Here is a 25,551-nt window from a genome sequence, read left to right as displayed (position 1 = left end):
CTTACGTGATTACAGGAAAATCATGAAATTCGTTATTTCCCGCAATGAATTAGGAAATCTGATTAAAAAAGTTCAAAATGTCGTTCCACAAAGTACTCCGATCCCCGTATTGACCCACGTACTTATAGAAAGCTGTAACGACGAATTGGTCTTCACTGCTACAGACCTAACTGTCAGCACCCGATGTGTTGTTAAAGCAAAGGTTTATGAGTCTGGATCGGTAACAATACCCTCTCGACGTTTTTTTCAACTGATTCGAGAATTAACAGAGGCTAATATCGAAGTAGCAGCCCAGTCTGGAGAGATGGCAACGATTACCTCCGGTTCCTCTTGTTTCAGATTATTGAGTATGGGGAAAGAAGACTTTCCTATGCTGCCAGACATGCAAAATGCTCTCCGCTTTACCCTCGATTCTGAGCAATTAAAAGACATGTTTCAAAGAACATCTTTTGCAGTATCCCGAGAGGAGAGCCGCTACGTACTCACGGGGGTTTTGCTTTCTATTTCCAACGGTACGATGACTGTTGTCGGAACTGATGGAAAACGTTTAGCAAAAATCGACACAGAGATTTCTTTAGATCCTAGCTTTTCAGGAGACTACATTATTCCTATCAAAGCAGTCGAAGAAATCATTCGTATGGCTTCAGAAGACTCCCAGGCCACCATCTTCCTGGATCAAACAAAAATTGCTGTAGAATGTGGGAATACTCTTTTGGTGACCAAGCTTCTTTCCGGCGAATTTCCTGATTTTTCCCCTGTTATTTCTACTCAGAGCAGCGTTCGCCTAGACCTTCATCGTGAAGAGCTGATCTCCCTTCTTAAACAGGTAGCCCTTTTCACAAACGAGTCTTCTCATTCTGTGAAATTTAGCTTCTCGCCAGGAGAACTCACTCTAACAGCGAACTGTACGAAAGTTGGAGAAGGGAAAGTAAGTATGGCTGTGAATTACGCAGGAGAAACTCTGGAAATTGCCTTCAATCCCTTCTTCTTTTTAGATATATTAAAACACAGCCGTGATGAACTTGTTCAATTAGGAATCTCTGATTCTTATAATCCTGGAATTATTACAGACTCCACGCGCAGTCTGTTCGTCATTATGCCTATGAGATTGCACGACGATTAATGCGGGTTTTCTCTTTATTTCTTAAAGATTTCAGAAATTATACAGAGCTTCGTCTAGAATTCGGACCGGAGATGAATGCAATCTTCGGTCTTAATGCTCAAGGAAAAACAAATCTTCTTGAGGCGCTATACATTTTATCTTTAGGGCGCTCTTTTCGAACAAACCGTTTGACCGAGGCTATACGCTTTGGAGCGCCTCACTTCTTTATAGAAGCTGTTTTTTCTCAAAATCAAGTTTTTCATACGCTTTCTATTCAAGTAGATAAGCATGGAAAAAAAATTCTTTTTGACGGAGCCCCTATTACCAAATTATCTGAGCTTGTGGGGTTATTTCCTGTTATTCTTTTTTCTGTAAAAGATACGGCTATTATTGAAGGGCCTCCAGCAGAACGACGTCGGTTTCTGGATCTCTTACTGGCCCAGGCCTCAGAAAAATATACAGAGCAGATTTCTTTGTATCATAAGGCTTTAGATCAGCGCAACGCTTCTATTAAAACACACAATCTCAAAACTATTGCAGCTTGGAACTCGCCTCTTATTGCTTATGGAAGTCTTGTGGCATTTTTACGCTATGAGTGCACTAAAAAACTGAATCGAATTTTTCAAAATCTTTGGGATAATACATTAAAAGAAACCTTATCTCTTCATTATGAAAGTTCTCTTATCACTACAGACTCTCCCACACTGAATGCTATTGCAGGTAATTATTACGAACAGCTTCGAACGGCTAACGCTAAAGACCTTGAGCTCGGCTATACAACAATAGGGCCTCATCGAGATGAATTGATCATTAAGCTCAATAATCTCCCTGTGGCTAAGTTTTCTAGCGAAGGGCAAAAGCATTCTCTTCTAGCCATTCTTCGATTTGCAGAATGTATATATTTTCAGGAAGAATTTCTACTTCGACCGCTTTTGTGTATGGATGACATTCATGCTTGTCTTGATCAAGATCGGTTAAAACAACTGTTTCAGCTTTCGGCCTCTTTAGGACAGACAGTTACAACCTCTACAACCTGCCCTGAGTCTCTTAGTGCCGAGTCTTTCATTTTTCATGTTGCACAAGCGCGAGTATCGCTTGTCTCCCCCCATTCCTTATAAATTTTTTGCTGCCATTATTATTTAAACAAAACAAAGTTTTTCGTTTTATTTTATTAATAAAAAGTTATTTATATCGCATACAAAACAAACTCGAATAAACACCTGTTTTTAATAAAACAAACTTATTTAAAATAGTATTAATCGGTGTTGCGAAATGAAGAATTTTTTATTAACCATACTCTTTCTATTAATAGGAACCCCCCTACTAGCAGATCCTGCTGTAATTCAAACTTTAACATCCGGGGTTGCTGGGGTCTCTTCGATACGCGAAGAAAAAGAATCTGTTGTGTGCGTTCACGCATTCCTACGATCTTATAGTTCGCTAAAACCTATCGGTCGAGTTCTGGAAAAAGAAAATTATGATGTTTTCATTTGGAACTACGAAACGCGAAAATTTACTTTAGAAAAACATGCGGAGCATCTTATCCGCTTGCTCAATAAAATTGCAGAGCTGAAGCCTGGCGTACCCATTAATTTCGTCACCCACTCTGTGGGAGGAGTTATTGTTCGCGTAGCATTAGCACACCCAGACTGTCCTGAAGAAGCGAAAAGAGGTAAAGCTATCCTCATGGCGCCCCCTAATGCCGGATCGACATTAGCAAGACGCTATAGTCGAAGCTCTCTAGTACAATTCGTTTTCGGAGGAAAGCTTGGGATGCAGCTCCTAACCTATAGCCCGGAGCATATGTTGAACGTGGCAAAAATGCCCTCTACCGTTGATGTCTTAGTATTAAGCGGAAATAAAAAAAGCAAATTTCTTCCATTCCAACTGGAAGAAGATAATGATGGGAAGGTTTGTGTAACAGAAACAAGACTGGACACACCACACCAAAATTACATTATTGATGCGAACCACACCTACATCATTACCAATAAGACTTCTCTTTTCCTAATGAGGGAGTTTCTGCGCAACGGCAGCCGAAGTCATGTGCTTAACCAAGTCCCCGAAGAAATAGAGGTTAGCATGAAACAGGCCCCTAAACCAACAGCAAACAAAGAAAAAAGCAAAGACATTTACATCATTCACTGTTTCGGAGCCCACCCCTATAGCCTTTATGGATTCCCTAAAAGCAGAACCTCAGCTAATGAAAACCCTGGAAAGGTCTTGGAAAGTCAGGAATACAAAAAATAGAATCAGCAGAATCATAAACGGGATTAATCCTTTTTCAATGAGTCGCATATTCAGCCTACGTCTGGAAAGAATTTCCCAAAGACATAAAAGGATATACCCCCCGTCTAAGACTGGTATAGGGAGTAGATTCAATACAGCTAAATTTATGCTAATTAACCCAATCCAAGATAAAGCTTCAGGGACTCCCATAGACCATCCTGTGTGCAAAATACGCACAATTCCCACAGGACCTGATAGCCACTGAGGACTCAATCTCCCCATTCCTAAGGCCTTTACCGTTTTTAAGCTATCAGCGACAGATTCCCCCATCAGGGTTAAAGGAGCAGGATTATACTGAACCGCCAAATCTTTAAGAGGAATTCCTAAAGAAATGCGCTGCTTTTCAGCTTCTATTCTTTCGAGATAATAGCGTCTTTCATGCTCATCCCGAAATTTAGAAGCAAGGGCTCGCTGTTGATCCAATAATTCTTCAGAATAAATATGTACCCAAGGTCTAGGCTGTATTCGAGATACCAAACGATACGCCCCTAGGCGAGAAACCTCTCGCTCTTCTCCAACAGACTCTGCGATACGCAAAAGATCGTCCATATCATAAGAGTCAATGAACGCTTTGTCTGCATCTTTCTGATTTAAAATCGCGAGCTGTTCTGAAGACATTTTTTGAAAGATTAAGGAAACCCTATGGTCTTGAACAAGGCGTAAAATATCTGCATTGCTCATAACAGGGATGCCATCCACAGCAACAATTTTATCTCCTAATTCTAGCTGGTAATCCAGAGATCCCCGGTCAGTGCTTAGAAGGTTTATTTTACTTTCAACAAACCCTTCGCTATTAATGACATATGGCAACATATATAGCGAAGCCCACTTCCCTTTCAATCCAGCTTCATACTGGCAATCAATGAGCTCATTCTTAAAGTAAGAAGTCAGTTGCAGATCTCCAGCTAAGACCCTAGCTTGACGAATAAATACAACCTCACCACCTTGACGCTCAACTCGCAAAAAAGCTTTCTTTTCGTTGAGCATTTGAGAGACCTGTGCACCAGAAAATACTAAGGCCCCATCCATCCATACTAAACGATCCCCCTCAGACAACCCTGCGTCTATCAGAGGAGATTTTTCCGGCAAAGGCTCAGATCCCCGATACAGTAGGTAGCTGGCCCCTAAGCAAGGGACTCCCTCGATGGTAGGATCAAACGGCACATCCAACGAAAAAGCTTTTGCGTCGGAGAAGTAGGCTGGATGCTCTCCCTGTAACAGAAGTTTTCTATCAAGCAAAGCAGAAGAGAACGCCATTTTATTCCCAGAATAGACTTGCCCATTGCAGAAAAAGATGCGATCTCCTGCGCTCAGTCCTTTTTTCTCTAAAGAAGGATGAACCCACCCGACAACACTCGTGTGTTCAGAAAAAGATTTTGTTCTCCCTCCCGCAAAATACAAGACCCCAAAAGCAAAAAGAGCCACCAGTATATTGGCTAGAGGCCCTGCTGCTAAAACGAAGATGCGTTTCCAAGCAGACTTACTAAAAAAACCTCCAGGGATATCGTAAACCGTCTTTTCCTTATCAATAGAGCATTCTTTATCATGCCGGTCCATACCTTTGATCCGAACATATCCTCCAAAAGGAATAGCCCCTATCCGATATTCAATGCCCCCTTTTGTTCTTCGAACAAGCGCTGGCCCAAACCCTATACTAAAACTTTCTACAGTCATTCCTACAGCTTTCGCTGCCAACAAATGGCCAAGTTCATGAATTAAAATCAAAAAACCTAGGGCCAGGGCTGCAAGAACAAAATATATTATCGTCATACTCTATACCTGGATGATCAACGTTCTAAACTGGCTTTAACCCTCGCTTAAAACAGCTGCTATACAGGCCTCTATAAGGAAGCCTAAGATACTACAAAACGCTTAGCACAATAAGGAGCCGCCCCTATACTACACGAATCGTTTTTTTCCGCACCACTATCGAAAAAAAGACCATCTAACGCACATAGAAACAGTTAACACTCTCGAGCAAGCGCTCTGGCTTCTGAGTCTATCTGCAAAATATCCTCTAAAGATAAACAAGATTGCACTCGATGGCCATCCACAAGATCTTGTAATTTAGGAACAATTTGATGCCAAGCAATCTCTCCAGATAAAAACCGTTGAACTAAAGCCTCGTTAGCTCCATTAAAAAAGCACCCCATAGAGCCTCCCTCATGAAGCACTTTTTTTGCTAGCTGAACACTTGGAAATCTTTCTTCGTCAATAGGCAGAAACTCTAAAGTTTGCTGTGTCAGCCAATCTAACTTCGAACTTACCGGAGGATAACGATCCGGATACGTCAGGACATGTTGTATGGGGAAAAGCATGCTAGGAGGATTCATTACAGAAAGGATCGTTCCATCGCAAAACTCTACCATTCCATGAATAAGGCTTTGGGGATGTATGACAGCATCAATCTCTACATCCTGTAATCCGAATAACCAAAAAGCTTCAATGATCTCTAATCCCTTATTTACTAAGGTCGAAGAATCTACCGTAATCTTTGGGCCCATATTCCAAACAGGATGTTGCAAAACCTCTTGTAAAGTAACTCGTTGCAACTCTTCTTTCGACTTATCTCTTAATGGTCCTCCTGACGCTGTTAAAAGCAATTTTTTAATTGTAGAAGGCTCTCTCCCCTCTAAACATTGGAAAAGGGCATTATGTTCACTATCTATAGGTAGAATATCTACATGATGTTCTTTAGCTAAACGAGTGACCAGTTCTCCTGCAGCTACTAAAGATTCTTTATTGGCTAAAGCCAGTTGCTTTTTCTCTCGGATAGCCGCAATCACAGCAGGTAAAGCATCTATGCCAGAAGAAGCGACAATCGTCATATCTACAGAAGGCGCAGTAGCCACAGAAACTAAGCCTTCTTCTCCTAGAAGGATTTCAACTTTTGGGAAAGCCTTGCGAAGTTCTCTGTAGGTGGTCTCATCACGAACAGCAACCATTCGAGGCATGAACTCTTTAATCTGAGAGATCAAACTTTCTCGATTGCGTCCATATGCAGCAAGCGTTTCAATAACAAATGCATCGGGAATTGATCGCACTACCTGCAAAACCTGCTTTCCTATACTCCCTGTTGAACCAATCAAAGACAAGCGCTTCAAAATACCCTCTTAAATCTTTATGAATCCATTTTTTGATAAAATGATTTACGTTTTTTGACGCAAACAGCTGCAAGAATAACAATGTAAAAAATCAGCAACAATCCTACAGCTAATCCAGAAGTGGATAAGCCAATTCCATAGGCAGACAGAATTGCTCTGGAAAGAGCCGGAGAAAGCAAAGCTGAAAGCCCTCCGAAAACCATAGAATAAATCATCATCTTCTGAACAGAAGAAGCTATTAACTTGGCAATCAATCCCGGAATCAATAAAAAAGCCAATGACATAAGCACGCCAACAGCTTTAAAAGCCCCAACAATAGAAGCTGAGAGCAAAAGCATAATCAAATAATCTATTAATCTAACACGAATGCCTAGAGAGAAAGCAAACACTGTATCAAAAGACACACAAACAAAACTCGAAAAGAAACAGTAAGAAATCCCCAGGTTAATCAATAACACTAAAAATATTGGAACAATATCTGTTTTAGCTAATGCATCTGCATTTCCGATAACTAACTCCGTCCCGACATGAGCATTCCTTGTCAAAAAAACAAGAAGTAACAAGCTTGCTGAAAACAAAAGAGAAAATACCAAAGCAGTACTAGCCTCTTCTGCTACCCTAAAGACATTTCGAATAAAATGAATGGAGGCTCCGGTTAACAAAGTTGTCGAAACCGCAGCTATTGTCAAAGTCTCCATAGATAAATGGGTAAGCTGACGAGTGAATAGACAGGCACATACTAACCCAAATAATATAGTGTGGGAGACCACATTGGCATACATAGCCATTTTTTTTAGTACTAAAAAGGTCCCAACTATAGAACAAGATACTGCCATCGCAAAGAACACAACCACCTGAATATCGTCGATATACAGATGATCATAAAATAGTTTTCCTGAGAAAAGACGTGAAAAAAAGACAATAAAAAATTCTAAAAACGATACCCCATAGTACGGAGAGATACTGGCAACCATCCTACTTTCCTTTTCGTTTTGGAATCTCTCGATGATGCGGATCGTAATCGGGATCTTGAAGTATTTGAGAGAGCTTAGTGTCTAATTCATCGGTTAGAACATGTTCCATTTCTTCAGCAAAATTATGTACTTTATTTTTGTTGAAATCTAACTCACGGACCAAATATGACTCCCATAATCGATGAGCACGAACCAACTTAGCAGCCTTGGCTGCACCTTTATCCGTCAAAGCCCATTGATGCTCCGAACAAGACACTAACCCTTTCTTACACAACCAAAACATTCTAAATCCCGGGAATGCTTTAGATCCAAAATACTCCTGATACCTCTTAGAACGAACAAAATCTCGCATACCTACGCGGAAAATGTTCTGTTCTTGCAAATACCACAAAATTTTCAATAAATGTTCCTCATCTCGAGAAAATAGAAACCATTTTCTTCGAATATATCGCGTCACCCAACCGGTTTTCCAAGAAAAAATTAAACACAAGAAAACAAGTAGGCCTGCAAAAAAAACAACCAATGGCCCAGTTGGAAGAATAATTGCTGTAGCCTTTCCTTCAACAACAGATTGACAGGTAAACGCAACAGAAAAATAGCAGCCCAAAGCTCCACAAATTCCTCCAAAAATACTGGATAAAATGAGTAAGGTGCTTAATTTATCCGAAAGCTGTCTGGCAGACAAAGGAGGCGCAACAAACATTGCTGAAATGAGCAAAATTCCCACAGAACGCACACCACTCACGACAACCAATGAAAGGAATATAAGGACAACAGTCTCAGCTGTACGCGTTCTTAATCCACAAGAATAAGCAAATTCTCTGTCAAAAATAGCTACAGCAATTTGACGATACCACCACCACAGCACTACCGCCGACAAACAAAAAATGACCAACGCCAACCTAGCTTCGGCATAACCTAAAGTAGCAGCTTGTCCATATAGGTAAGCGTTGATCTTATTGTACAAAAGAGGGCAGCAATCTTTAACATAACTAACAAGAATGACCCCTATTCCAAAGAAAGAAACCAAAATAAAACACAAAGCAGAATCTTTGTGCATACTGAGTCTTTTTTCTAAAAAAGAAATCCCCAAACATCCCAGAATAGCAGCCAAACAACCAAAAAAGATAACAACCCACAAAGAATCTGCGAACCAAGATACTTTGTGGGAAACAAGCGCTCCTATCAAAAGACCGGGATAGCAAGCATGCGAAAGACTTTCGCTTAACAAGGGTCGTCTTTCTACCAAAAGAATCGTCCCCCACAAAGCTGTCGTCATGCAAATTAGCGACACCGCTAAAAAACTAGAAAGAAAGATTGTATCTTTGAATATACAATTAAGCATTTAACAAGATCCTTGATACTTTCCTCTAGACAGTTTGAGCGTGTAATCTAAGAGCTCAAGTTCACACCCATAAGCCTGAAAAATAGATTCCTTAGTTAAGCACTTCTCTACACTTCCAGAGCACACCAGATGTTTATTTAATAAAATCACATGATCAAAAAGTTTCCGAACATTACTCAAGTCATGATGAATGACAACAACCGTTTTCCCTTCTTTTTTAAGATCCTGTAAAACATCAACTACCATTTGGTAGGACGCCATATCGATAGCAGAAAACAGCTCATCCATTAGGTACAAATCGGCTTTTTGCATTAATGAGCGAGCCAAAAAAGCTCTTTGCTGTTGCCCTCCAGAAAGCTTCCCAATCTGCCGATTGGCGAAAGCTTCTAACCCAACCTGTTCCAAGATATTCATAGCTTCTCGTCGATCTTCTGCAGAAATACGGTTCCACATACCCTTATAGCCGTAACATCCCATCAACACAAGATCAAGAACCGTCATTGGAAAATCCCAATCCACACTAGCTCTCTGAGGCATATAGGCGATTTTTTGATGCACCTTAGCGAACTTTTGCCCAAAAAACAAACTTTGGCCAGAGGAAGCCCGGATCAAGCCTAAAGAAGCCTTTAGTAAAGTACTTTTTCCAGCTCCATTCGGCCCAATAACCGCCGCCATAGCCCCGGCAGGCAAAGAAAAGGAAACATGACACAAAACATCTGTGTGATCATAGTTAACACAAAGGTCCTCTATAGCCCAAGCAATCGTATTATCCTTATTCAAGAATAGTCCCTCCTAACTCTTCCGTAATGGTACGGACATTATGCTGGAAGGTATGAAAATAATTGTCTTTAACATTGTCGCTGTACAAAGGAGCTTTTGCCAAACGAATCTTCTGACCACTTTTTGAGCAGCTAACAATCTTTCTCAACGCATCCTGATTTAAAGTATCCTCAAAAAAAACAACTCCCACATCATTTGCACAGATGTATTCCACCACTCGCATAATATCTCGGATACTAATCTGCGCTTCGGGGGCCAAGCCTTCTGGAGAGATACAACGTAATTTCCAATCTCCGGACTCTCTCTCATCGTCAGAAGATAGGTAGCGACGAGTGAAATAGCTAAACGCATTGTGCCCAGTGACTAAGAAACGATTCTTCTCCGGAATGGTAGCAAGAGAACGCTCTGCCCAACGATCCAGCTCTTCCATTTCCAAAAGCAGCTGATCGGCGTTTTTTTGAAATTCTTCTGCATATTGAGGAAACTGCTGCACTAACACCGTTCCTATTTCTCTCACGGCAGCACTCCATACCCTCATATCTGTCCAGATGTGTGGATCAGGGAAACCATCTTCTTTAAGGAGATCGAAAACTTTTTTATCCAGCAATCTAGATCCTAAGTCTACGACTTTGGGATTTCCCTCTAAATGTTTCCGCAAACTGGCTGAATGCTCCAATCCTAAACCATTACAGAAAATCAACTGACTCATCACCATTTGATCTTCATCACCTTTGACCATCTCATAAGAGTGCGGATCTATTGATCCATCGATCAACACGATATTCTTAACTCGATCCCCCGTTATACGCGAAACACAGTCATAGATCATGCGATTCATAGACAAGACATGGATTCTTGTATCGATAGGTTGCCGTCCCTTATCAGAAGAACAACCATTTACTATCAAACACCCCACCAAACACAAGAGCCCCCCAATAATATGCTTACAGGTTCTAACAGAAAAAAAAGACATATAGCCCCCAGATAATTAACACGGGAAATCTCTCTAAAAGTTTCTCGTTATTTTTCTTTAAAAACGCTAAAAACTTGCCTTCTAATACAGCCACTGGTATCGGACCTGGCCCATCACTACGCTGTTATAATACTAGTCTACTATCTTCTTCGAAGTATTCATTACTTTATTACGAGGATCGTTTCTTTTAAAAACAGCAACCGCCCATCGCAAGGGTATTTTTAACAAATATGGATTTATATCCTCAACTCAAAGGAAAAGCTTCTCCTTTCTTTCCCTGATAAGACAATTCTAAATAATTTTAGCAGCTAAGAAACAAGGATTACAAAAGACAGCTCTCCAAGAAAAAAACTATAAAAAGAACATCAGCGATATATTCGTTGCAAGCGGTCTTTCACTACTAATCCACATAACTGAAAAAATTTATGCAAATAAACTTAGAAAACTATCTGAAGTACTTTATTTCTTTTGTCCAAATCAAAAAAATCTCTAAAATGATATTGCGAAAAAACCAAAAATCACTATAGAATCCACCAAAAGATAAACAGTAATTGATTTTTATTTCGACTAAACATTAAATCAAAAATAGACTTAGTTAACTATTAAAGTTAATAAAGCCAAAACTATCATCTGTTGAACTAGATTTATCCCCAAGGAGCTATTCATGGCTACGGCACAGATTACTATCCAAGAAGAAATAGAGCAGCTCATAACTAAAGCGATTAGCAAGGTTGGAGGAAGTAAAGAGAATGATCTTTGTCGTTATCTCCCAGGGCCAACAGGCGGATACATGCATCATTTTACTTTAAAAAAAATGAAAAATTCTGCCCCAGAACAGCTTCTAAAAATGTTGAAAACGTTTGTGATCGACTCCATTACTCCTAGATCTATTAGCCCCAAACCTAGAGCTCCTCGAGGCTCTAAAAAACGTAGAGATTTTGTGAATTTTACGAAAACAGACATCGAACGCGTTTTAGAATTGGCCCGTCAAGTTGGCGATAAAGATCTTTTAGCTCGATTCAGCCCCAAAAAACCTCTTCCTTCACTGAAGAGAGAGCTTATTCGCTCTATCCGCAATAATATCGCAAGCCAAGAACTTTGGAATGCCTATGTAGAGGCGCTTTCTCAGCCTGCAGAATAAAGTTATAAAAAATTTTTTAAAAGCTAGAACAAAAAATCTCCATAGAGGGCTCTTATTAAAGAGCCCTTTACTCACTAGGCACGCAGCCCTTTTCTATTGCCTTCCGCGACCTTTGATGGTATACTTTTTTCCTAAAGGCTGAAATTCTGCCGTTTTTTTATTCCGCTCTCCTAAGCTCTCCGAGCAGAGAGCATCTCTTCTCCACGCAACCGAAGATTCAGCCGGAATGAGCACTAAGAAAAAGAAGTTTCGTGCTGCTAAAAAATATTTTTAAAGTTTCGTTGATCTAATCAACAAAGAAAAATTAACAATTAAAATAAGCTTTTCAGAGGGTGAAATATGACTCAAACCGCGGAAAAACCTTTTGGAAAATTGCGCTCTTTCCTTTGGCCGATACATATGCATGAGCTGAAGAAAGTTCTGCCAATGTTCCTAATGTTCTTCTGTATTTCATTCAATTACACGATTTTGAGAGATACAAAAGATACTCTTATCGTTACAGCACCGGGATCTGGAGCAGAAGCCATTCCTTTTATTAAGTTATGGCTGGTTGTCCCTTCTGCTGTTGTGTTCATGCTTATCTACGCCAAGTTAAGCAACATTTTGAACAAACAGGCTCTTTTCTATGCAGTGCTTTCACCATTCGTTGTATTCTTCGCACTGTTCCCTGTACTGATATACCCTTGCCGCCATATTCTTCACCCCACAGCTTTTGCTGACACACTACAATCTATCCTTCCTTCCGGATTCATGGGCTTCATTGCGATGCTCCGCAACTGGACATTTGCTGCGTTCTATGTACTTTCGGAACTGTGGGGAAGCGTTATGCTCTCTTTAATGTTCTGGGGCTTTGCGAACGAAATTACTAAAATTAGCGAAGCTAAGCGTTTCTATGCTCTTTTCGGAGTTGGAGCTAATGTCGCTCTTTTGGTCTCAGGTCCAGCTATTGTTTGGTCTTCTAAACTACGAGCAAGCTTCTCAGAAGGCGTAGACCCTTGGGGAGTAACTCTGTATTTCTTAATGGCCATGTTTCTGTGTTCTTGCGCCATTATCGCGGCTTGCTACTGGTGGATGAACCGCTATGTGCTTACCGATCCTAGATTCTATAACCCAGCAGAGCTAAAAGCTAAGAAATCTAAACCTAAGATGAGCATGGGCGAAAGCTTCTCTTATCTGTTAAGATCTCCTTACATGCTCCTTCTCGCTCTTCTCGTTATTTGCTACGGAGTTTGCATTAACCTCGTTGAAGTAACTTGGAAAAGCCAGCTTAAAATGCAATTCCCTAATCCAAATGACTACAGCGCATTTATGGGGCAATTCTCCTTCTGGACCGGAGTTGTATCTGTTATCGTTATGCTCTTCATTGGAGGTAACGTCATCCGTCGCTTCGGCTGGTTGACTGGTGCTTTAGTCACACCTATCATGGTCCTTGTAACAGGTGCAATCTTCTTTGCTCTCGTTATCTTTAGAGACCACGCAACAGGGTTGGTTGCAGCTCTTGGAACAACACCTCTAATGCTAGCGGTTGTTGTTGGAGCAATCCAAAACATTCTTTCCAAATCAACTAAATATGCTCTCTTTGATGCGACAAAAGAAATGGCTTATATCCCATTGGATCAAGAGCAAAAAGTCAAAGGGAAAGCTGCTATTGACGTAGTGGCCGCAAGATTTGGTAAATCCGGAGGATCTTTGATCCAACAAGGACTTTTGGTTGTTTGCGGAAGCATTGGTGCGATGACTCCATTCCTAGCTGTTGCGCTCTTTGCCATCATCATGGTTTGGTTGACATCCGCAACTAAACTTAACAAACTGTTCTTAGCTGCCTCAGCAGCCAAAGAACAAGAACTAGCAGAAGCTTTAGCGGCAACCGAGAAGGAAACTTCTTCGGCAGCTAAAGAATCCTCTCCTGCTGTAGAGGGTGTTTCTTAAGATTCGCAAGAAATGCTCTAAAAAAAGAGCCTCGCCCGATTTGGGCGGGGCTTTTTTTTTCCTTTAAAAAAAGCCCTTTGTTTTTAAATCTCTTCCAACTTCTTATTAATTTTCTCTAGATAGACAACTATCAATTCCGTTAACATGTCCTTTTCCAAGCAAAATTTGGTCAAAAACATTGAAACCATATAAAATCGAGAACATTCGTAATTTTTCTATTATTGCCCATATCGACCACGGGAAATCCACTATTGCAGATCGTTTGCTAGAAAGTACTAGCACCATTGAACAACGAGAAATGCGCGAACAACTTCTGGATTCTATGGATCTAGAAAGAGAGCGGGGCATCACTATCAAAGCTCATCCCGTCACGATGACCTACGAATACCAAGGGGAAATTTATGAACTGAACCTCATAGACACCCCTGGACACGTAGATTTTTCTTACGAAGTTTCTCGTTCACTGGCAGCTTGCGAGGGAGCATTGCTTATAGTAGATGCTGCTCAGGGCGTGCAAGCTCAAAGCTTAGCTAATGTATACCTAGCCTTAGAACGGGATTTGGAAATCATTCCTGTTTTAAATAAAATAGATCTTCCCGCAGCTCAACCTGAAGCCATCAAAAAGCAAATAGAAGAGTTTATTGGCTTAGACACTTCTAACGCCATAGCTTGTTCAGCTAAAACCGGACAAGGTATCCCCCAAATTTTAGAGTCTATTATCCAGCTAATACCTCCTCCCAAAAAACCTACAGAAACAGAACTCAAAGCATTGATCTTTGATTCCCATTACGATCCTTATGTAGGAATCATGGTATACGTGCGAGTAATCAGCGGAGAAATCAAAAAAGGTGACCGCATCACCTTTATGGCAACTAAGGGATCCTCTTTTGAGGTTTTGGGTATTGGAGCATTTCTACCAGAAGCAACCTTGATAGAAGGGTCTTTACGAGCGGGGCAGGTAGGATATTTCATTGCTAACCTAAAAAAGGTTAAAGACGTAAAAATCGGAGATACGGTCACCACGGTTAAGCACCCCGCCAAATCCCCCTTAGAAGGATTTAAGGAAATCAAGCCTGTTGTGTTTGCAGGGATCTATCCAATCGATTCTTCAGATTTTGATACCCTTAAAGATGCTTTAGGCCGTTTGCAGCTGAATGACTCCGCGCTTACAATTGAACAAGAGAGCAGTCACTCCCTTGGATTTGGGTTCCGTTGTGGTTTTTTAGGACTTCTTCATCTTGAAATCATTTTTGAGAGAATTTCGAGGGAGTTTGATCTTGATATTATAGCTACGGCGCCAAGTGTTATTTACAAGGTGGTCTTAAAAAACGGAAAAACACTATTTATCGACAATCCAACAGCCTACCCAGACCCCGCCCTTATCGAGCACATGGAAGAGCCTTGGGTTCACGTGAATATCATTACTCCTCAAGAGTATTTAAGCAACATCATGAGCTTATGTATGGACAAACGCGGGGTTTGCCTGAAGACGGATATGCTTGACCAACATAGACTCGTTCTTTCCTATGAACTGCCTCTGAATGAGATCGTTTCTGATTTCAATGATAAGCTTAAATCTGTGACAAAAGGATATGGCTCTTTTGACTATCGTCTAGGAGAGTATAAAAAAGGCGCTATTATCAAATTAGAAATCCTTATCAATGATGAAACCGTGGACGCTTTCTCTTGTCTTGTACATAGAGATAAAGCAGAAGCAAAAGGAAGAAGCATCTGTGAAAGACTCGTAGATGTTATTCCTCCTCAACTTTTTAAAATTCCCATCCAAGCTGCAATCAATAACAAAATCATTGCTAGAGAGACTATCCGAGCCTTAGCCAAAAATGTCACCGCTAAATGTTACGGAGGAGACATTACAAGAAAACGTAAATTATGGGAAAAGCAGAAAAAAGGGAAAAAACGAATGAAGGAATTTGGAAAAGTCTCTATTCCGAATACCGCCTTTGTTGAAGTTCTCAAAATGGAATAATTTTGCCTCTTAAGACTCCCCTAAAAAAAAGGCCCGGGAAAAGAATCCCGGGCTTTTTTTTGTTGTTATATTTGGGTCGTCTTCTTGGTTCCTAACCAATCCGTATGATAAAATTCCCCGCGAGGGCGATCTCGACGCTCGTAACCGTGAGCACCAAAATAATCGCGCAAACCTTGTACCAAAAACAAGGGCGAATTTTCGGTCCGATATCCATCATAAAATGCTAAAGCTGCAGATAAACAAGGAGTGGCTATGCCTGCTCCGACAGCATGCAACACAGCTCGGCGGAAACCGGCTTCAGAGTTAAACAGAACTTTTTGGAAATAATCCTGCAAGATCAGAGAGTGTGCATCCGCGTTTTTTTCAAAACTTTGATAAATTTTATCTAGAAAAGCGCTTTGTATGATACACCCCCCTCGCCAGATCAAAGCCAGCTCTCCTAAATTAAGAGCCCAACCTTTTTCTTCAGAGATTTGCTTCAATAGCATAAAGCCTTGAGCATAACTAATGATCTTTGCTGCATAGAGAGCCTCCCTGACATCTTCAATGAAAGCCGCAGATTCTTGTGGAGGTTGGTAAAGAAGCGGAACCCCAGGGAATGCCAAAGCGGCTGTTGTGCGCGCCTCTTTCCAAGTTGAAAGATATCGAGCCAAAACAGCCTCAACGATTAACGACATAGGAACCCCAGCCTTAATCGCATCTTCCGCGACCCAACGCCCAGTTCCCTTCTGACCTGCAACATCCAGAATAGTTGAGACAATAGGAGCGCCCTGTTCATCTTTTGTTGTTAAAACAGCCGCAGCAGCTCCCATGAGATAGCTGTTAAGATCCGTTTGATTCCACTCAAAAAATATATTTCCTATCTGTTCAGGAGAAAGATTAAGACGAGATTTCAGAACCTCATACGTTTCACAAATTAACTGAATGTCTCCATACTCAATGCCGTTATGAACCGCTTTGACAAAATGTCCCGCTCCGCCAGTACCAATCCAAGAACAGCAAGGCTTCCCATCTACCTGAGCAGCTATGGATTGAAAAATAGGAGCAATGGCTGGCCAAGCATCTGCATTCCCTCCCGGCATAATAGAAGGACCTTTTCGAGCTCCTTCTTCTCCTCCAGAGACTCCCATCCCGACAAATAAAATCCCTTTTTCTTTGAGATCTATGTAACGACGCTCAGAATCTAGATAATAACTATTCCCTCCATCAATAAGAATATCCCCAGCTTCTAAAAAAGGAAGCAGAGAGGAGATCATTTCATCAACAGGAGCCCCGGCCTTAATCATAATCATGATCTTACGAGGACGTTTCAAGGATTGAATGAACTCTTCGATAGTAGTAAACCCTTGAAGAAGACCGTTCTCTCCATATTCTCTTAAGAACTCTTCGGTTTTCTCAGGACTTCGATTATAGACAGAGACAGCGAACCCGTGATCCATCATATTCAATACAAGGTTTTTGCCCATTACGGCCAAACCGATCAATCCAATATCTGCATTTGGAGCCACTGTCCCCTCCTAATTAAGATCTATAACGTGTTTTTTCTTTTTCCCTTGTGAAAGAAGAATATACCGATCGAAGCGTAAATGAGTTCCATCCAAAATGCTCTGCTCATCTACTAAAGGTTCCTGGTTAATATACAAGCCTTTCTGCTGAATAAGTCTTCTCGCTTCCCCTCTGGAAGAACAAAAGCCTAGTTCCACAACGACATCTAACCAACGTTTCCCTATCACATCTGCTCGTGCTACTTTGACGCCAACACCAGACTGAACTAATGCTGCAAGCTCTGATTCGGTCATCCCTTGTCCCTTGCTAGCAAAAAAGCTCTCTGTAGCAGCCTGTGCTTCAGCCAATCCTTCGGGCCCATGCACATCCTTTACAATGATTTCGGCTACATATCTTTTCACAGCCTGAGGATCACTCTCTAACCGCTTATCAAGAGCAAAGACCTCCTCATTATCAAGCAAAGTAAGCGTTCTCACTATTTTGGGGATTTCTTGGTCTGGCAAACGTAAGAAATACTGGAATAGTTCATAAGGAGGCGTTAACGCAGGGTCTAACCAGATGGTTCCAGACTCTGTTTTTCCAATTTTTTTCCCTTTGCTGTCCGTCAATAAAGGGTAGGTAAGTCCAAAAGCTTGCCCCAATCCTCTTCGACGAATGTAATCGATCCCCGCGGTGATATTCCCCCACTGATCACTTCCCCCACACTGTAAGACAACATTGTGCTCCTTAAAAAGATGGGCAAAATCATAAGATTGCAGCAATAAGTAACTAAACTCAGTGTAACTAATTCCCTCTTCGGAATACACTCGCTGTTTCACTACGTCCTTAGCTAACATTGAGCCTAGACGAAAGTGCTTGCCGACATCTCTCAAAAAATCCACCATACTCAAAGATCCCAGCCACTCAGCATTGTTCACTATACGAACCCCGGGAAGGTAGCTAGCAAGAGCCGACTCAATCTTTTTACTATTATCGAGCACTTGATCCTGGTCTAATAATGTGCGTTCCACACTCTTGCCAGAGGGATCTCCAATCATCCCAGTTGCTCCTCCTACGAGAGCGACAGGGGTAACTCCATATGCCAATAACCGACGCAGAAAGCAAATTCCAATCCAGTGCCCTATGTGCAAAGAAGGCGCAGTTGGATCGAATCCCAAATAAGCAGAAACAGGGGCAGTTACATTTTCTAATCCTGCGGAAGAATTATCCAAGATCCCCCGTTTCTGAAGGCTGTCGATTAACTGTTGCATAAAATCTATCCATATAAACTTATTTAGCAACATCTTATCTATCCCGTTCCTTTATAGCAAGGCAAGCTATGAGGGATGGATTGACAACAAAACGGGTCTTACATCTAAATAAAAAATTGAGAAAACAATATAGAAGAGATTGTCCAGAAAAGCTATCAGAATAAGCTCGACAAGGTGCCTCGCAATTTCAACAGGGCTTTAGAGTGAATTTGGGAAACGCGAGACTCGCTAACTCCCAAAATTTTCCCTATTTCTTTGAGAACTAAATCATCATAGTAATACAAAGCCATTACCTGCCGCTCTTTCTCATCAAGAGAAAGAAGAGCTTCTGTCAGAATAGAGATAGCTTCTTTTTTTCTGATGACATCGTACCCAGTTTCAGCCCGCTCATCCGCTATCCTTTCCTCTAAAGCAAGTCCTTCATCATCATCTTGGCAAGAAAAATCATCATTCAGAGATAAAACTAGCGCAGGTCTAGAGGAGGAAAACCACTGCGATAGCTCTTGCTGTGAAATATTTAAATACTCGCAAAGATCCCCATCTGTAGGTTCCTTCCCCAGCATTTGTCTCAAAGAGTCCATCGCATCAGCTAAGCGATGTGCTTTTTGGTAGACGCTTCTAGGAATCCAATCCTGCTTGCGCAAATCATCAATAATCGCAGCCTTTATAATAAAAAGAGCATAGCTCTCGAATCGCTTGCTTTTTTCCGGATCAAACCGCTCAACAGCTCGGACTAATCCCTCAACCCCAGAAGCATAAAGATCCTCTATCTTCACATGAGATGGCATCCCCGCAGCAAGTCGATGCGCTACGTTTTTTACAAGCGGGAGATAGGCTTCAATTAAAAAATCCCTGTGATGGATTTCTTTAGTTGCCCAATAGAGTTGCCAAGTATCTGCAAGATCTTGAGTCTTCACAAAAAAATAATCTTTCACAAACTAAAAAAATAAGATTAAATCAAATAAAAATTTTAAACAACGTCTACTCTTTCACAATTAATAAACAACTCCTAGCAAACAGCTTTTTAAGACAATAAAACCTCATCAGAAACAGCTCCCAACAGAGTTATCGGCATCTCTTCAGGAAGCTCGCTATGCGCTAAAACTAATAAATCAGGGAAATATGGATCCACAATGCGTTTCAATTCTTTTCTCGTTTCGGCTCCCGTCACAATAGCTCGAAAATGGCCTTCGCTCTCCCGTAATAAGTTCTTCACCTGAGAAACAACTTTTTCATGTAAATCTAAACGAACTTTTTCTTGCGAATCGCGCACAAATTGCTCAACCATAGCATCCACGGTAATAACCTCAAGAACATCCTTTCTATTCCATAAGGATAACCCAATGTGTTTTCCTAAATATTTACGAATAGACTCTACTAATTCCTGAGAATTTTGTGCTTGAGCACCAAACACATCAATAGCTTCGATAATTTTAGGGAATAAATGTAAGGAGACCTGCTCTTTAACAAGAGCCCTCAATAGAAAGACCAAGGAATTTTCCGAGAGTTTCTGCGGGATAATCTCTTCTATCGATAAAGAAACGCCTCCTCGAATTTCTTCAACAAGACGAGCAACGAAACTTTCTCCTATCATTTCGGGAGCCAGCCTTCTCATAGCCTCTACTAAGGCAGAGTAAGAAAGCTCTTTCAAAGCAACCTCCTGCCCAGAAAACACCAATTTGGGAGAAACTCCGTTTACATAATGGACCGCGCTCAATTTGGGGAAGACTACCCCTAATTCCTGATAAATACGCTTACAAGCGTCTTTATATAAATTTTCTGGGTCTGAGCATTCTTTGCTAGGCAGTAGGAATTCTATCCGCTCTTTACGAAACAACAAAGCTTCTTCCGAAGAAGAGTTCTTATACCCCAACAGCAACAAAGCAGAGAATCCTAAAACAAGAGCTTTGGGAGCCCCAGGAATACAAGCTATTCCACACAGAATCAATGCGATAAATAAAAAACTTGGTCTACATTGCTCATAATAGTCTACTAGATATTGCGCTAAACTTTCTTTTTCTCCGACTTTTGCTATAAGAGTGGCTGCTGAACAAGATGTTAGCAAAGCAGGAACTTGACTGACTAAAGCATCCCCCAATACGGTTAACCATAAATCGTAAACACAGATATCTCGTCCAAAAGATAACGCTGCCAGACTATTTACTCCCAACAGCACCCATCCCATGATCGCATCACCTTTGACGAAGCGAAACACTCCCTCCATAGCTGAAAAATAATCACTCTCTTCAAAAAGAGAATGTTTTTTGGCAGAAGCTCTACCCGGACCAACTCTTCCTGCAGCAACATCAGCATCCAAAGACATCTGCTTACCGGGAAGAGATTCTAAAGAAAAACGCGCCCGCACTTCCGCAATACGCTCCGCTCCTTTGGTTACGACAAGAAAATTCACAAGAAACAACAGTAAACATGCCGTAAGCGCAACAGGAATGCTCCCCAAAGAAAAGAAGTTCCCTAAAGCAAAAATTAAAGGAGAAGCCCATCCTGAAGCTAAAATCCACCGTGTGGAAGCTAAATTGAGACCAAGCCGCAGTAGACAAAGGTACAGTAAAAGCGAGGGAAAAATTCTAGCGGAAGCAGAAGAACGCAGGGAGAACACCCAAAAAATGATCGATAAGGAGCAGGCTAAATTAGCACACACCCCAAAATCAATCAGCCATCTGGGAAAAGGGAACACCAAAGTGAATACTATACAGATAGGAATGACTACAACTTTCCATGAACTTCCTTTAAAGTGATTCACTATGTCCCCCCTGATGCTACACCGAACGAATACCCAGCAAAAACATATATCTTCAAGAAGAAGTTCGAAGAATATTTTGCATTTTCTACAACCTCTTCTTGTCGAATATATAGTGTATATGCTAACCTTCTGAGCTCTTGCCTTTTTGATCGGAGTATAGCGCAGCCTGGTTAGCGCGGTTGCTTTGGGAGCAATAGGTCGGGGGTTCGAATCCCTCTACTCCGATTCCTAATAAACACAATGTTATTTTTCCTCTGGAGACCTTATGGCCAAGCTCATCATTTCAGCGGACGGCGAAAATCAAGAGTTTGATTTAGAAGATGGTGCACCTATAGCAGAAGCTTGTGAGAATGCTGGAGTCCCCTTGGCTTGTACAGAAGGAGTTTGTGGAACCTGTGTTGTTGAAGTCCTCGAAGGGGCAGATAATTTAAGTGAATTTTCTGAGGCAGAACAGGATTTTTTAGGAGAACCTGAATCGTCCAATGAACGTTTGGCTTGTCAGTGTTGTATTAAAAGCGGCTGTGTCAAACTTACCTTCTAATCCTAAATTTCGAATTCTTGCGCAAAACGGTCTGTTTTCTTAAACTTTTAAACAAAATTTTTAAGTTTAAGGGTTTATGTTTGCGCCATTATCTGCAATACAGAATGCTGTACGTCATTCTTGCCAATCTCCCACTTTGACTCATAAACAGGCTCTCGTTACTTCACTTGCAACAGGGATCATTTTAGGGCTTGCGGGTTGCATAGTGGGAATCCTTGCCTCTACTACCTCGCTGATCGCGATTTCTGCTCTCTTTTTAGGAAGCAGTCTTCTCGTTGCGGGATTCCTTATTTACCAACATTTTTGCCCTCTAAAAAGAGTAGTAAGGGAACTTCCCTCTGAAGCTATTCCTGAACTCCCCGAGCTCGAAATGCCAGAATCCATCACCCCTCCTCCCTCTTGGACCCCTTCTAAACCAGCATTAAAAAAAACCATAAAAGAGATAGTTTTCGGCTGGAATCGCATAGGATCTCCGAAAATAATGCCTTATTTTCTTTCTTCAGAGAAAATTACCTTATCATTTAGAAACTCTTTGGCACGCTTTTCTGCTTGGAATATCCCGAACACAAAGACACTATTCATTTCTACCTCAGGACACTTTGCTTCCCTAAGACTTAAATCCAATTTGCCTGCGGCAATTGTCAATTTGGCACAATCCATATCCTGCTCTAAAGGCTCAGGTGGAGGTGGAACGAATTATTTACTTTCTTCTGTGCTTACTGACTCGTGTTGGGAAGAGTCTAAACCCCGTTCAGGCCTCTTAGCCCCTGGAGAATGCTCTTCCGCCCAATGGGAAGACCGAGACTCCTTTGTCCCTACTTGGGACCCTGAAACGAAAACTTATAATAAACCTACTCGATTTATCCAAGTACAGGCCCCTAAAGCCTCTATGTATGGGAATAATTCCGGGGATTGTTATAGAATTTGTTTGAAAGCCTATTCAGCTTGTTTTGAAGAAGCCATAAAGCACGATTGTCCAATTATTCAAGTTCCTCTTTTGTCTGGCTTCTCGGACTTTACTCCAAAGGATCCGGTCAAACAAAGGTCTTGGCTAATTTCAGCAAAACTCGCTTTGCTTCATGCGGTGGAGAATATAGCAAACAAATATCACCACAAAGATTTAATTATTGTTTTAACCAACATCCCTCAACCGATTTATTTCTGAGGAAAGCTTAGGGAGGTTTTTCTTCGTAATAAACCTTCCTTTAAATCTGGCCAAATCTTACACTTTTTATGCCTCTAAAATTTTCTAGGATGAGCTGCAATTGGCTTACACAGCCTAACAAAAATTCAAAAAATGATTCGTAGGAGACTTTGTCATGGCAACGCCCTGTTTACAAAAGCCTTTTCGACGTAAGACACTCTCTGTAAAAATCGGAGATCTTTTTGTTGGTAGTGAACACTCTATCAAAATACAGTCTATGACAACAACAGCCACTACTGACGTAGAGGGCACGGTTAAGCAGATCTGTGCTCTACAGGAATGTGGATGCGAAATTGCCCGAGTCACTGTTCAAGGTCTAAAAGAAGTGAGCGCGTGTGAGAAAATAAAAGATCGTTTAATCCAACAAAACGTCTCTATTCCTCTTGTAGCTGATATTCACTTCTTTCCCCAAGCGGCTATGCATGTCGCAGATTTTGTAGAAAAAGTGCGTATCAATCCAGGAAATTATGTCGACAAACGGAATATGTTTACTGGAAAAATCTACTCCGACGAACAATACGCGCATAGCTTAGAACGTTTGTTTGAAAAGTTTTCTCCTCTTGTTGAGAAATGCAAACGCTTAGGCCGAGCAATGCGCATAGGAGTCAATCATGGCTCTTTATCCGAGCGCGTTATGCAACGCTATGGCGATACAATTGAAGGGATGGTCTACTCTGCTTTAGAGTACGTCGAAGTCTGCGTTAATATGGACTACCATGATGTTGTTTTTTCTATGAAATCGAGCAACCCTAAGGTCATGGTAGCCGCGTATCGAGCTTTAGCTCACGAGTTAGACCAAAGAGGTTGGCTCTACCCCTTACACTTAGGTGTTACAGAGGCGGGATCTGGCATCGATGGAGTTGTGAAGTCTGCTGTAGGAATAGGAACCTTACTTTCTGAAGGACTAGGAGATACGATTCGTTGTTCGTTGACAGGATGCCCAACTATTGAAATTCCGGTGTGCGTAGATCTCCTCAAGCAAACCTCAGGATATTCTGAACTCTCAGAAAAAAAAGACAATCCTTTTGAAATCTATCGTTCGGAACAGCTCGCTACTCAAGAACTCTCAAAAAATCTCCCTTGGGGGAATGTTTATGGACTTCTAGTCAAGTTAACCGAAACTCAGCTATTAACTACAGAACCTGCAGAACTCCTCCAAAACTTAGGAGTAGACATAACCACCGGGAAAAAAGACCCAACCGCACCGGAAGGGGTGGTCATCCCTCAAAATATGCGTTCTTCAGCTATTGTTGCTGAACTTGAAAAACATCTTCTTGTTTTTGATCAAGAGGCGGCTCCTATTCTTAATGAAACGAATGAAGAGGCTTGGCTTTCTGAAAAGACGCTTGCTGCCCCATTTGCTTATTTTGAAGTAGAAGATATTTATGAGGCGCGTCGCTTTTTTGAGTTGCGAAAGGAACACTCACAGCCCATTTGTTTGAGCTTTTCTTTAGATCCCAATCTTCCAGAAAATGAAGCGGTGATTGATTTATCGGTTCGTTTAGGCGCCTTACTTTTGGATGGGTTAGGATCCTGCGTATTACTGAATCTTCCGGATTTGCAACTTTCTAGAACTCTAGGATTTTTGATTTTGCAAAGTGCAAATATTCGATCTGTTACTGTGGAGTATATTTCTTGTCCCGGATGTGGCCGAACACTCTTTGACCTACCAGAAGTTACTCAACGCATTCGAGAACGAACGAAACACCTTCCCGGAGGATTAAAGATTGCTGTCATGGGATGTATCGTCAATGGCCCTGGAGAGATGGCTGATGCTGATTTTGGCTATGTAGGATCTAAACCTGGAATGATTGATTTGTATGTTAAGCATAAATGCGTCAAATCTTGTATTCCAATGGAAAATGCTGAAGAAGAATTAATCCAACTGCTAAAAGAGCATGGTGTATGGAAAGAGCCTGAATAGGATACCGATGACAACCGCTTCCAAAGCATTACGAAAGTTGACTTTCCCAGAGCTGGAGCAATTCCCTATCAGTCATGGGATTTTCCCTAAACAAAGTGATGAGGAGGAAGCGAATCAAGCCTCTGATGCGCAGATCGCCGCTTGCCTGGGAGGCAAGGGGTTTTGTAATGCGCATCAGGTACATGGCACAAGCCTCCGCCATGTCACGCATAAGACGCCGAAACGCTGTCCCGCTGACGGGCTGTTTACAACCACTCCATTGCTTTCTTTACACATTTATCACGCAGACTGTCAGGCTGCGATTTTCTACGATCCTCAAAATCATGCGATCGCCAATGTACATGCAGGATGGAGAGGCCTCGTCGGCAATATCTATGCGGTTACAGTTCGTCGTCTGAAAAAAACTTTTGGCAGTAAGCCTCAAGATCTCGTAGTAGCTATATCACCCTCCTTGGGCCCTGATATGGCTATCTATCCAGATTACCAAAAACTCTTCCCCTCTAGCTTTTTCCCTTTAATGCCGAAAGAAAATCACTTAGATTTTCGCGCTGTTGCAAGAAACCAGCTGCTCTCAGAGGGATTATCTAAAAAAAATATCTTCATTTCCGAACGCTGCACCTGTTCTGAGGCAGATACCTTTTTCTCTTTTAGAAGCTGGAAATCTAGCCATCAAAACAATCCTGCCGCGATTCGTCCGCGAAGAAATAATGTGACAGCAGTGCTGCTTCTTCCTAGATAATC

At 41.4% G+C, this 25,551-nt stretch carries 19 protein-coding genes, 1 tRNA gene and 1 pseudogene; 11 read left to right on the top strand and 10 right to left on the bottom strand.

Annotated features, from left to right (window positions below; all coding sequences use genetic code 11):
- The first annotated feature begins 22 nt into the window (after positions 1-22).
- The 3 genes from dnaN (at position 23) to B6E89_RS00390 (ending at position 3,352) form a co-directional block, all read left to right on the top strand.
- Positions 23-1,123 carry a DNA polymerase III subunit beta gene (dnaN, locus tag B6E89_RS00400; RefSeq protein WP_035405584.1) on the top strand — a complete coding sequence of 367 codons (1,101 nt, stop codon included), beginning with the start codon at positions 23-25 and terminating at the stop codon, positions 1,121-1,123.
- Positions 1,123-2,220, top strand: a complete 1,098-nt coding sequence (gene recF, locus B6E89_RS00395; RefSeq protein ID WP_080121120.1) for a DNA replication/repair protein RecF — start codon at positions 1,123-1,125, stop codon at positions 2,218-2,220. The genes dnaN and recF overlap by 1 nt, the downstream gene beginning before the upstream one ends.
- 154 nt (positions 2,221-2,374) lie before the next feature.
- Positions 2,375-3,352, top strand: coding sequence for an esterase/lipase family protein (locus tag B6E89_RS00390; RefSeq protein ID WP_080131987.1), 978 nt, complete (start codon positions 2,375-2,377; stop codon positions 3,350-3,352).
- On the opposite strand, the gene B6E89_RS00385 is transcribed toward B6E89_RS00390, so the two are convergent.
- The 6 genes from B6E89_RS00385 to B6E89_RS00360 form a co-directional block, all read right to left on the bottom strand.
- Positions 3,299-5,161, bottom strand: a complete 1,863-nt coding sequence (locus tag B6E89_RS00385; RefSeq protein ID WP_035405578.1) for an RIP metalloprotease — start codon at positions 5,159-5,161, stop codon at positions 3,299-3,301. The two genes, B6E89_RS00390 and B6E89_RS00385, sit on opposite strands and share 54 nt — an antisense overlap.
- A 194-nt stretch (positions 5,162-5,355) precedes the next feature.
- Positions 5,356-6,495: a 1-deoxy-D-xylulose-5-phosphate reductoisomerase gene (gene dxr, locus B6E89_RS00380; RefSeq protein ID WP_080122876.1), complete on the bottom strand. Its 1,140-nt coding sequence runs from the start codon at positions 6,493-6,495 to the stop codon at positions 5,356-5,358.
- Between the two features lie 17 nt (positions 6,496-6,512).
- On the bottom strand, positions 6,513-7,469 hold the full coding sequence (locus B6E89_RS00375) for a metal ABC transporter permease (RefSeq protein WP_080124212.1): 957 nt from the start codon (positions 7,467-7,469) through the stop codon (positions 6,513-6,515).
- A gap of 1 nt (position 7,470) precedes the next feature.
- Positions 7,471-8,814, bottom strand: a complete 1,344-nt coding sequence (locus B6E89_RS00370; RefSeq protein ID WP_080132820.1) for a metal ABC transporter permease — start codon at positions 8,812-8,814, stop codon at positions 7,471-7,473.
- Complete coding sequence (locus tag B6E89_RS00365) at positions 8,815-9,594, bottom strand: metal ABC transporter ATP-binding protein (protein WP_080122874.1); 780 nt, start codon at positions 9,592-9,594, stop codon at positions 8,815-8,817.
- Complete coding sequence (locus B6E89_RS00360) at positions 9,587-10,567, bottom strand: metal ABC transporter solute-binding protein, Zn/Mn family (RefSeq protein WP_080126503.1); 981 nt, start codon at positions 10,565-10,567, stop codon at positions 9,587-9,589. The genes B6E89_RS00365 and B6E89_RS00360 overlap by 8 nt, the downstream gene beginning before the upstream one ends.
- Positions 10,568-11,231: 664 nt before the next feature.
- On the opposite strand from B6E89_RS00360, the gene ddbA reads away from it, so the two are divergent.
- The 3 genes from ddbA to lepA all read left to right on the top strand — a co-directional run bounded on the left by ddbA (position 11,232) and on the right by lepA (position 15,624).
- Positions 11,232-11,708 (top strand): DNA binding protein DdbA, encoded by a 477-nt coding sequence (gene ddbA, locus B6E89_RS00355; protein ID WP_080121109.1) that lies wholly within the window; start codon positions 11,232-11,234, stop codon positions 11,706-11,708.
- A gap of 339 nt (positions 11,709-12,047) precedes the next feature.
- Complete coding sequence (npt1, locus tag B6E89_RS00345) at positions 12,048-13,637, top strand: NTP/NDP exchange transporter Npt1 (RefSeq protein ID WP_080121107.1); 1,590 nt, start codon at positions 12,048-12,050, stop codon at positions 13,635-13,637.
- 178 nt (positions 13,638-13,815) lie between these two features.
- Positions 13,816-15,624: a translation elongation factor 4 gene (gene lepA / locus B6E89_RS00340; protein WP_080132819.1), complete on the top strand. Its 1,809-nt coding sequence runs from the start codon at positions 13,816-13,818 to the stop codon at positions 15,622-15,624.
- A 65-nt stretch (positions 15,625-15,689) separates the two neighbouring features.
- Here lepA and gnd read toward each other — a convergent pair whose 3' ends face one another.
- The 4 genes and pseudogenes from gnd to B6E89_RS00320 all read right to left on the bottom strand — a co-directional run bounded on the left by gnd (position 15,690) and on the right by B6E89_RS00320 (position 21,187).
- A complete protein-coding gene (gnd, locus tag B6E89_RS00335; RefSeq protein ID WP_080132818.1) occupies positions 15,690-17,132 on the bottom strand; it encodes a decarboxylating NADP(+)-dependent phosphogluconate dehydrogenase in 1,443 nt (480 codons plus the stop codon).
- 9 nt (positions 17,133-17,141) lie between these two features.
- Entirely contained in the window at positions 17,142-18,380 is a 1,239-nt protein-coding gene (tyrS, locus tag B6E89_RS00330) for a tyrosine--tRNA ligase (protein ID WP_080133248.1), read from the bottom strand.
- Positions 18,381-18,535: 155 nt separating this feature from the next.
- Positions 18,536-19,297, bottom strand: a complete 762-nt coding sequence (locus B6E89_RS00325) for a FliA/WhiG family RNA polymerase sigma factor (protein WP_035405743.1) — start codon at positions 19,295-19,297, stop codon at positions 18,536-18,538.
- 107 nt (positions 19,298-19,404) lie between these two features.
- Positions 19,405-21,187 (bottom strand): annotated as a pseudogene (locus B6E89_RS00320) (FHIPEP family type III secretion protein).
- 104 nt (positions 21,188-21,291) lie between these two features.
- Here B6E89_RS00320 and B6E89_RS00315 point away from each other — a divergent pair.
- From B6E89_RS00315 to pgeF, 5 genes are all read left to right on the top strand, one after another.
- Positions 21,292-21,366: transfer RNA gene (locus tag B6E89_RS00315), tRNA-Pro, on the top strand.
- A gap of 40 nt (positions 21,367-21,406) precedes the next feature.
- Positions 21,407-21,682 (top strand): 2Fe-2S iron-sulfur cluster-binding protein, encoded by a 276-nt coding sequence (locus B6E89_RS00310; RefSeq protein WP_035405556.1) that lies wholly within the window; start codon positions 21,407-21,409, stop codon positions 21,680-21,682.
- A 76-nt stretch (positions 21,683-21,758) separates the two neighbouring features.
- Positions 21,759-22,847, top strand: coding sequence for a macro domain-containing protein (locus B6E89_RS00305; RefSeq protein ID WP_080132815.1), 1,089 nt, complete (start codon positions 21,759-21,761; stop codon positions 22,845-22,847).
- A 154-nt stretch (positions 22,848-23,001) separates the two neighbouring features.
- Complete coding sequence (locus tag B6E89_RS00300; protein ID WP_080132812.1) at positions 23,002-24,810, top strand: 4-hydroxy-3-methylbut-2-en-1-yl diphosphate synthase; 1,809 nt, start codon at positions 23,002-23,004, stop codon at positions 24,808-24,810.
- A 7-nt stretch (positions 24,811-24,817) separates the two neighbouring features.
- Entirely contained in the window at positions 24,818-25,549 is a 732-nt protein-coding gene (pgeF, locus tag B6E89_RS00295) for a peptidoglycan editing factor PgeF (protein ID WP_080132811.1), read from the top strand.
- Positions 25,550-25,551: the final 2 nt, after the last annotated feature.

Origin of the sequence: Chlamydia suis, assembly GCF_900169085.1 — a bacterium.
In the GTDB taxonomy this organism is placed as follows: domain Bacteria; phylum Chlamydiota; class Chlamydiia; order Chlamydiales; family Chlamydiaceae; genus Chlamydia; species Chlamydia suis.
The sequence above is the reverse complement of the archived record's forward strand: the minus strand, read 5'-3'. Positions and strand labels throughout refer to the sequence as shown.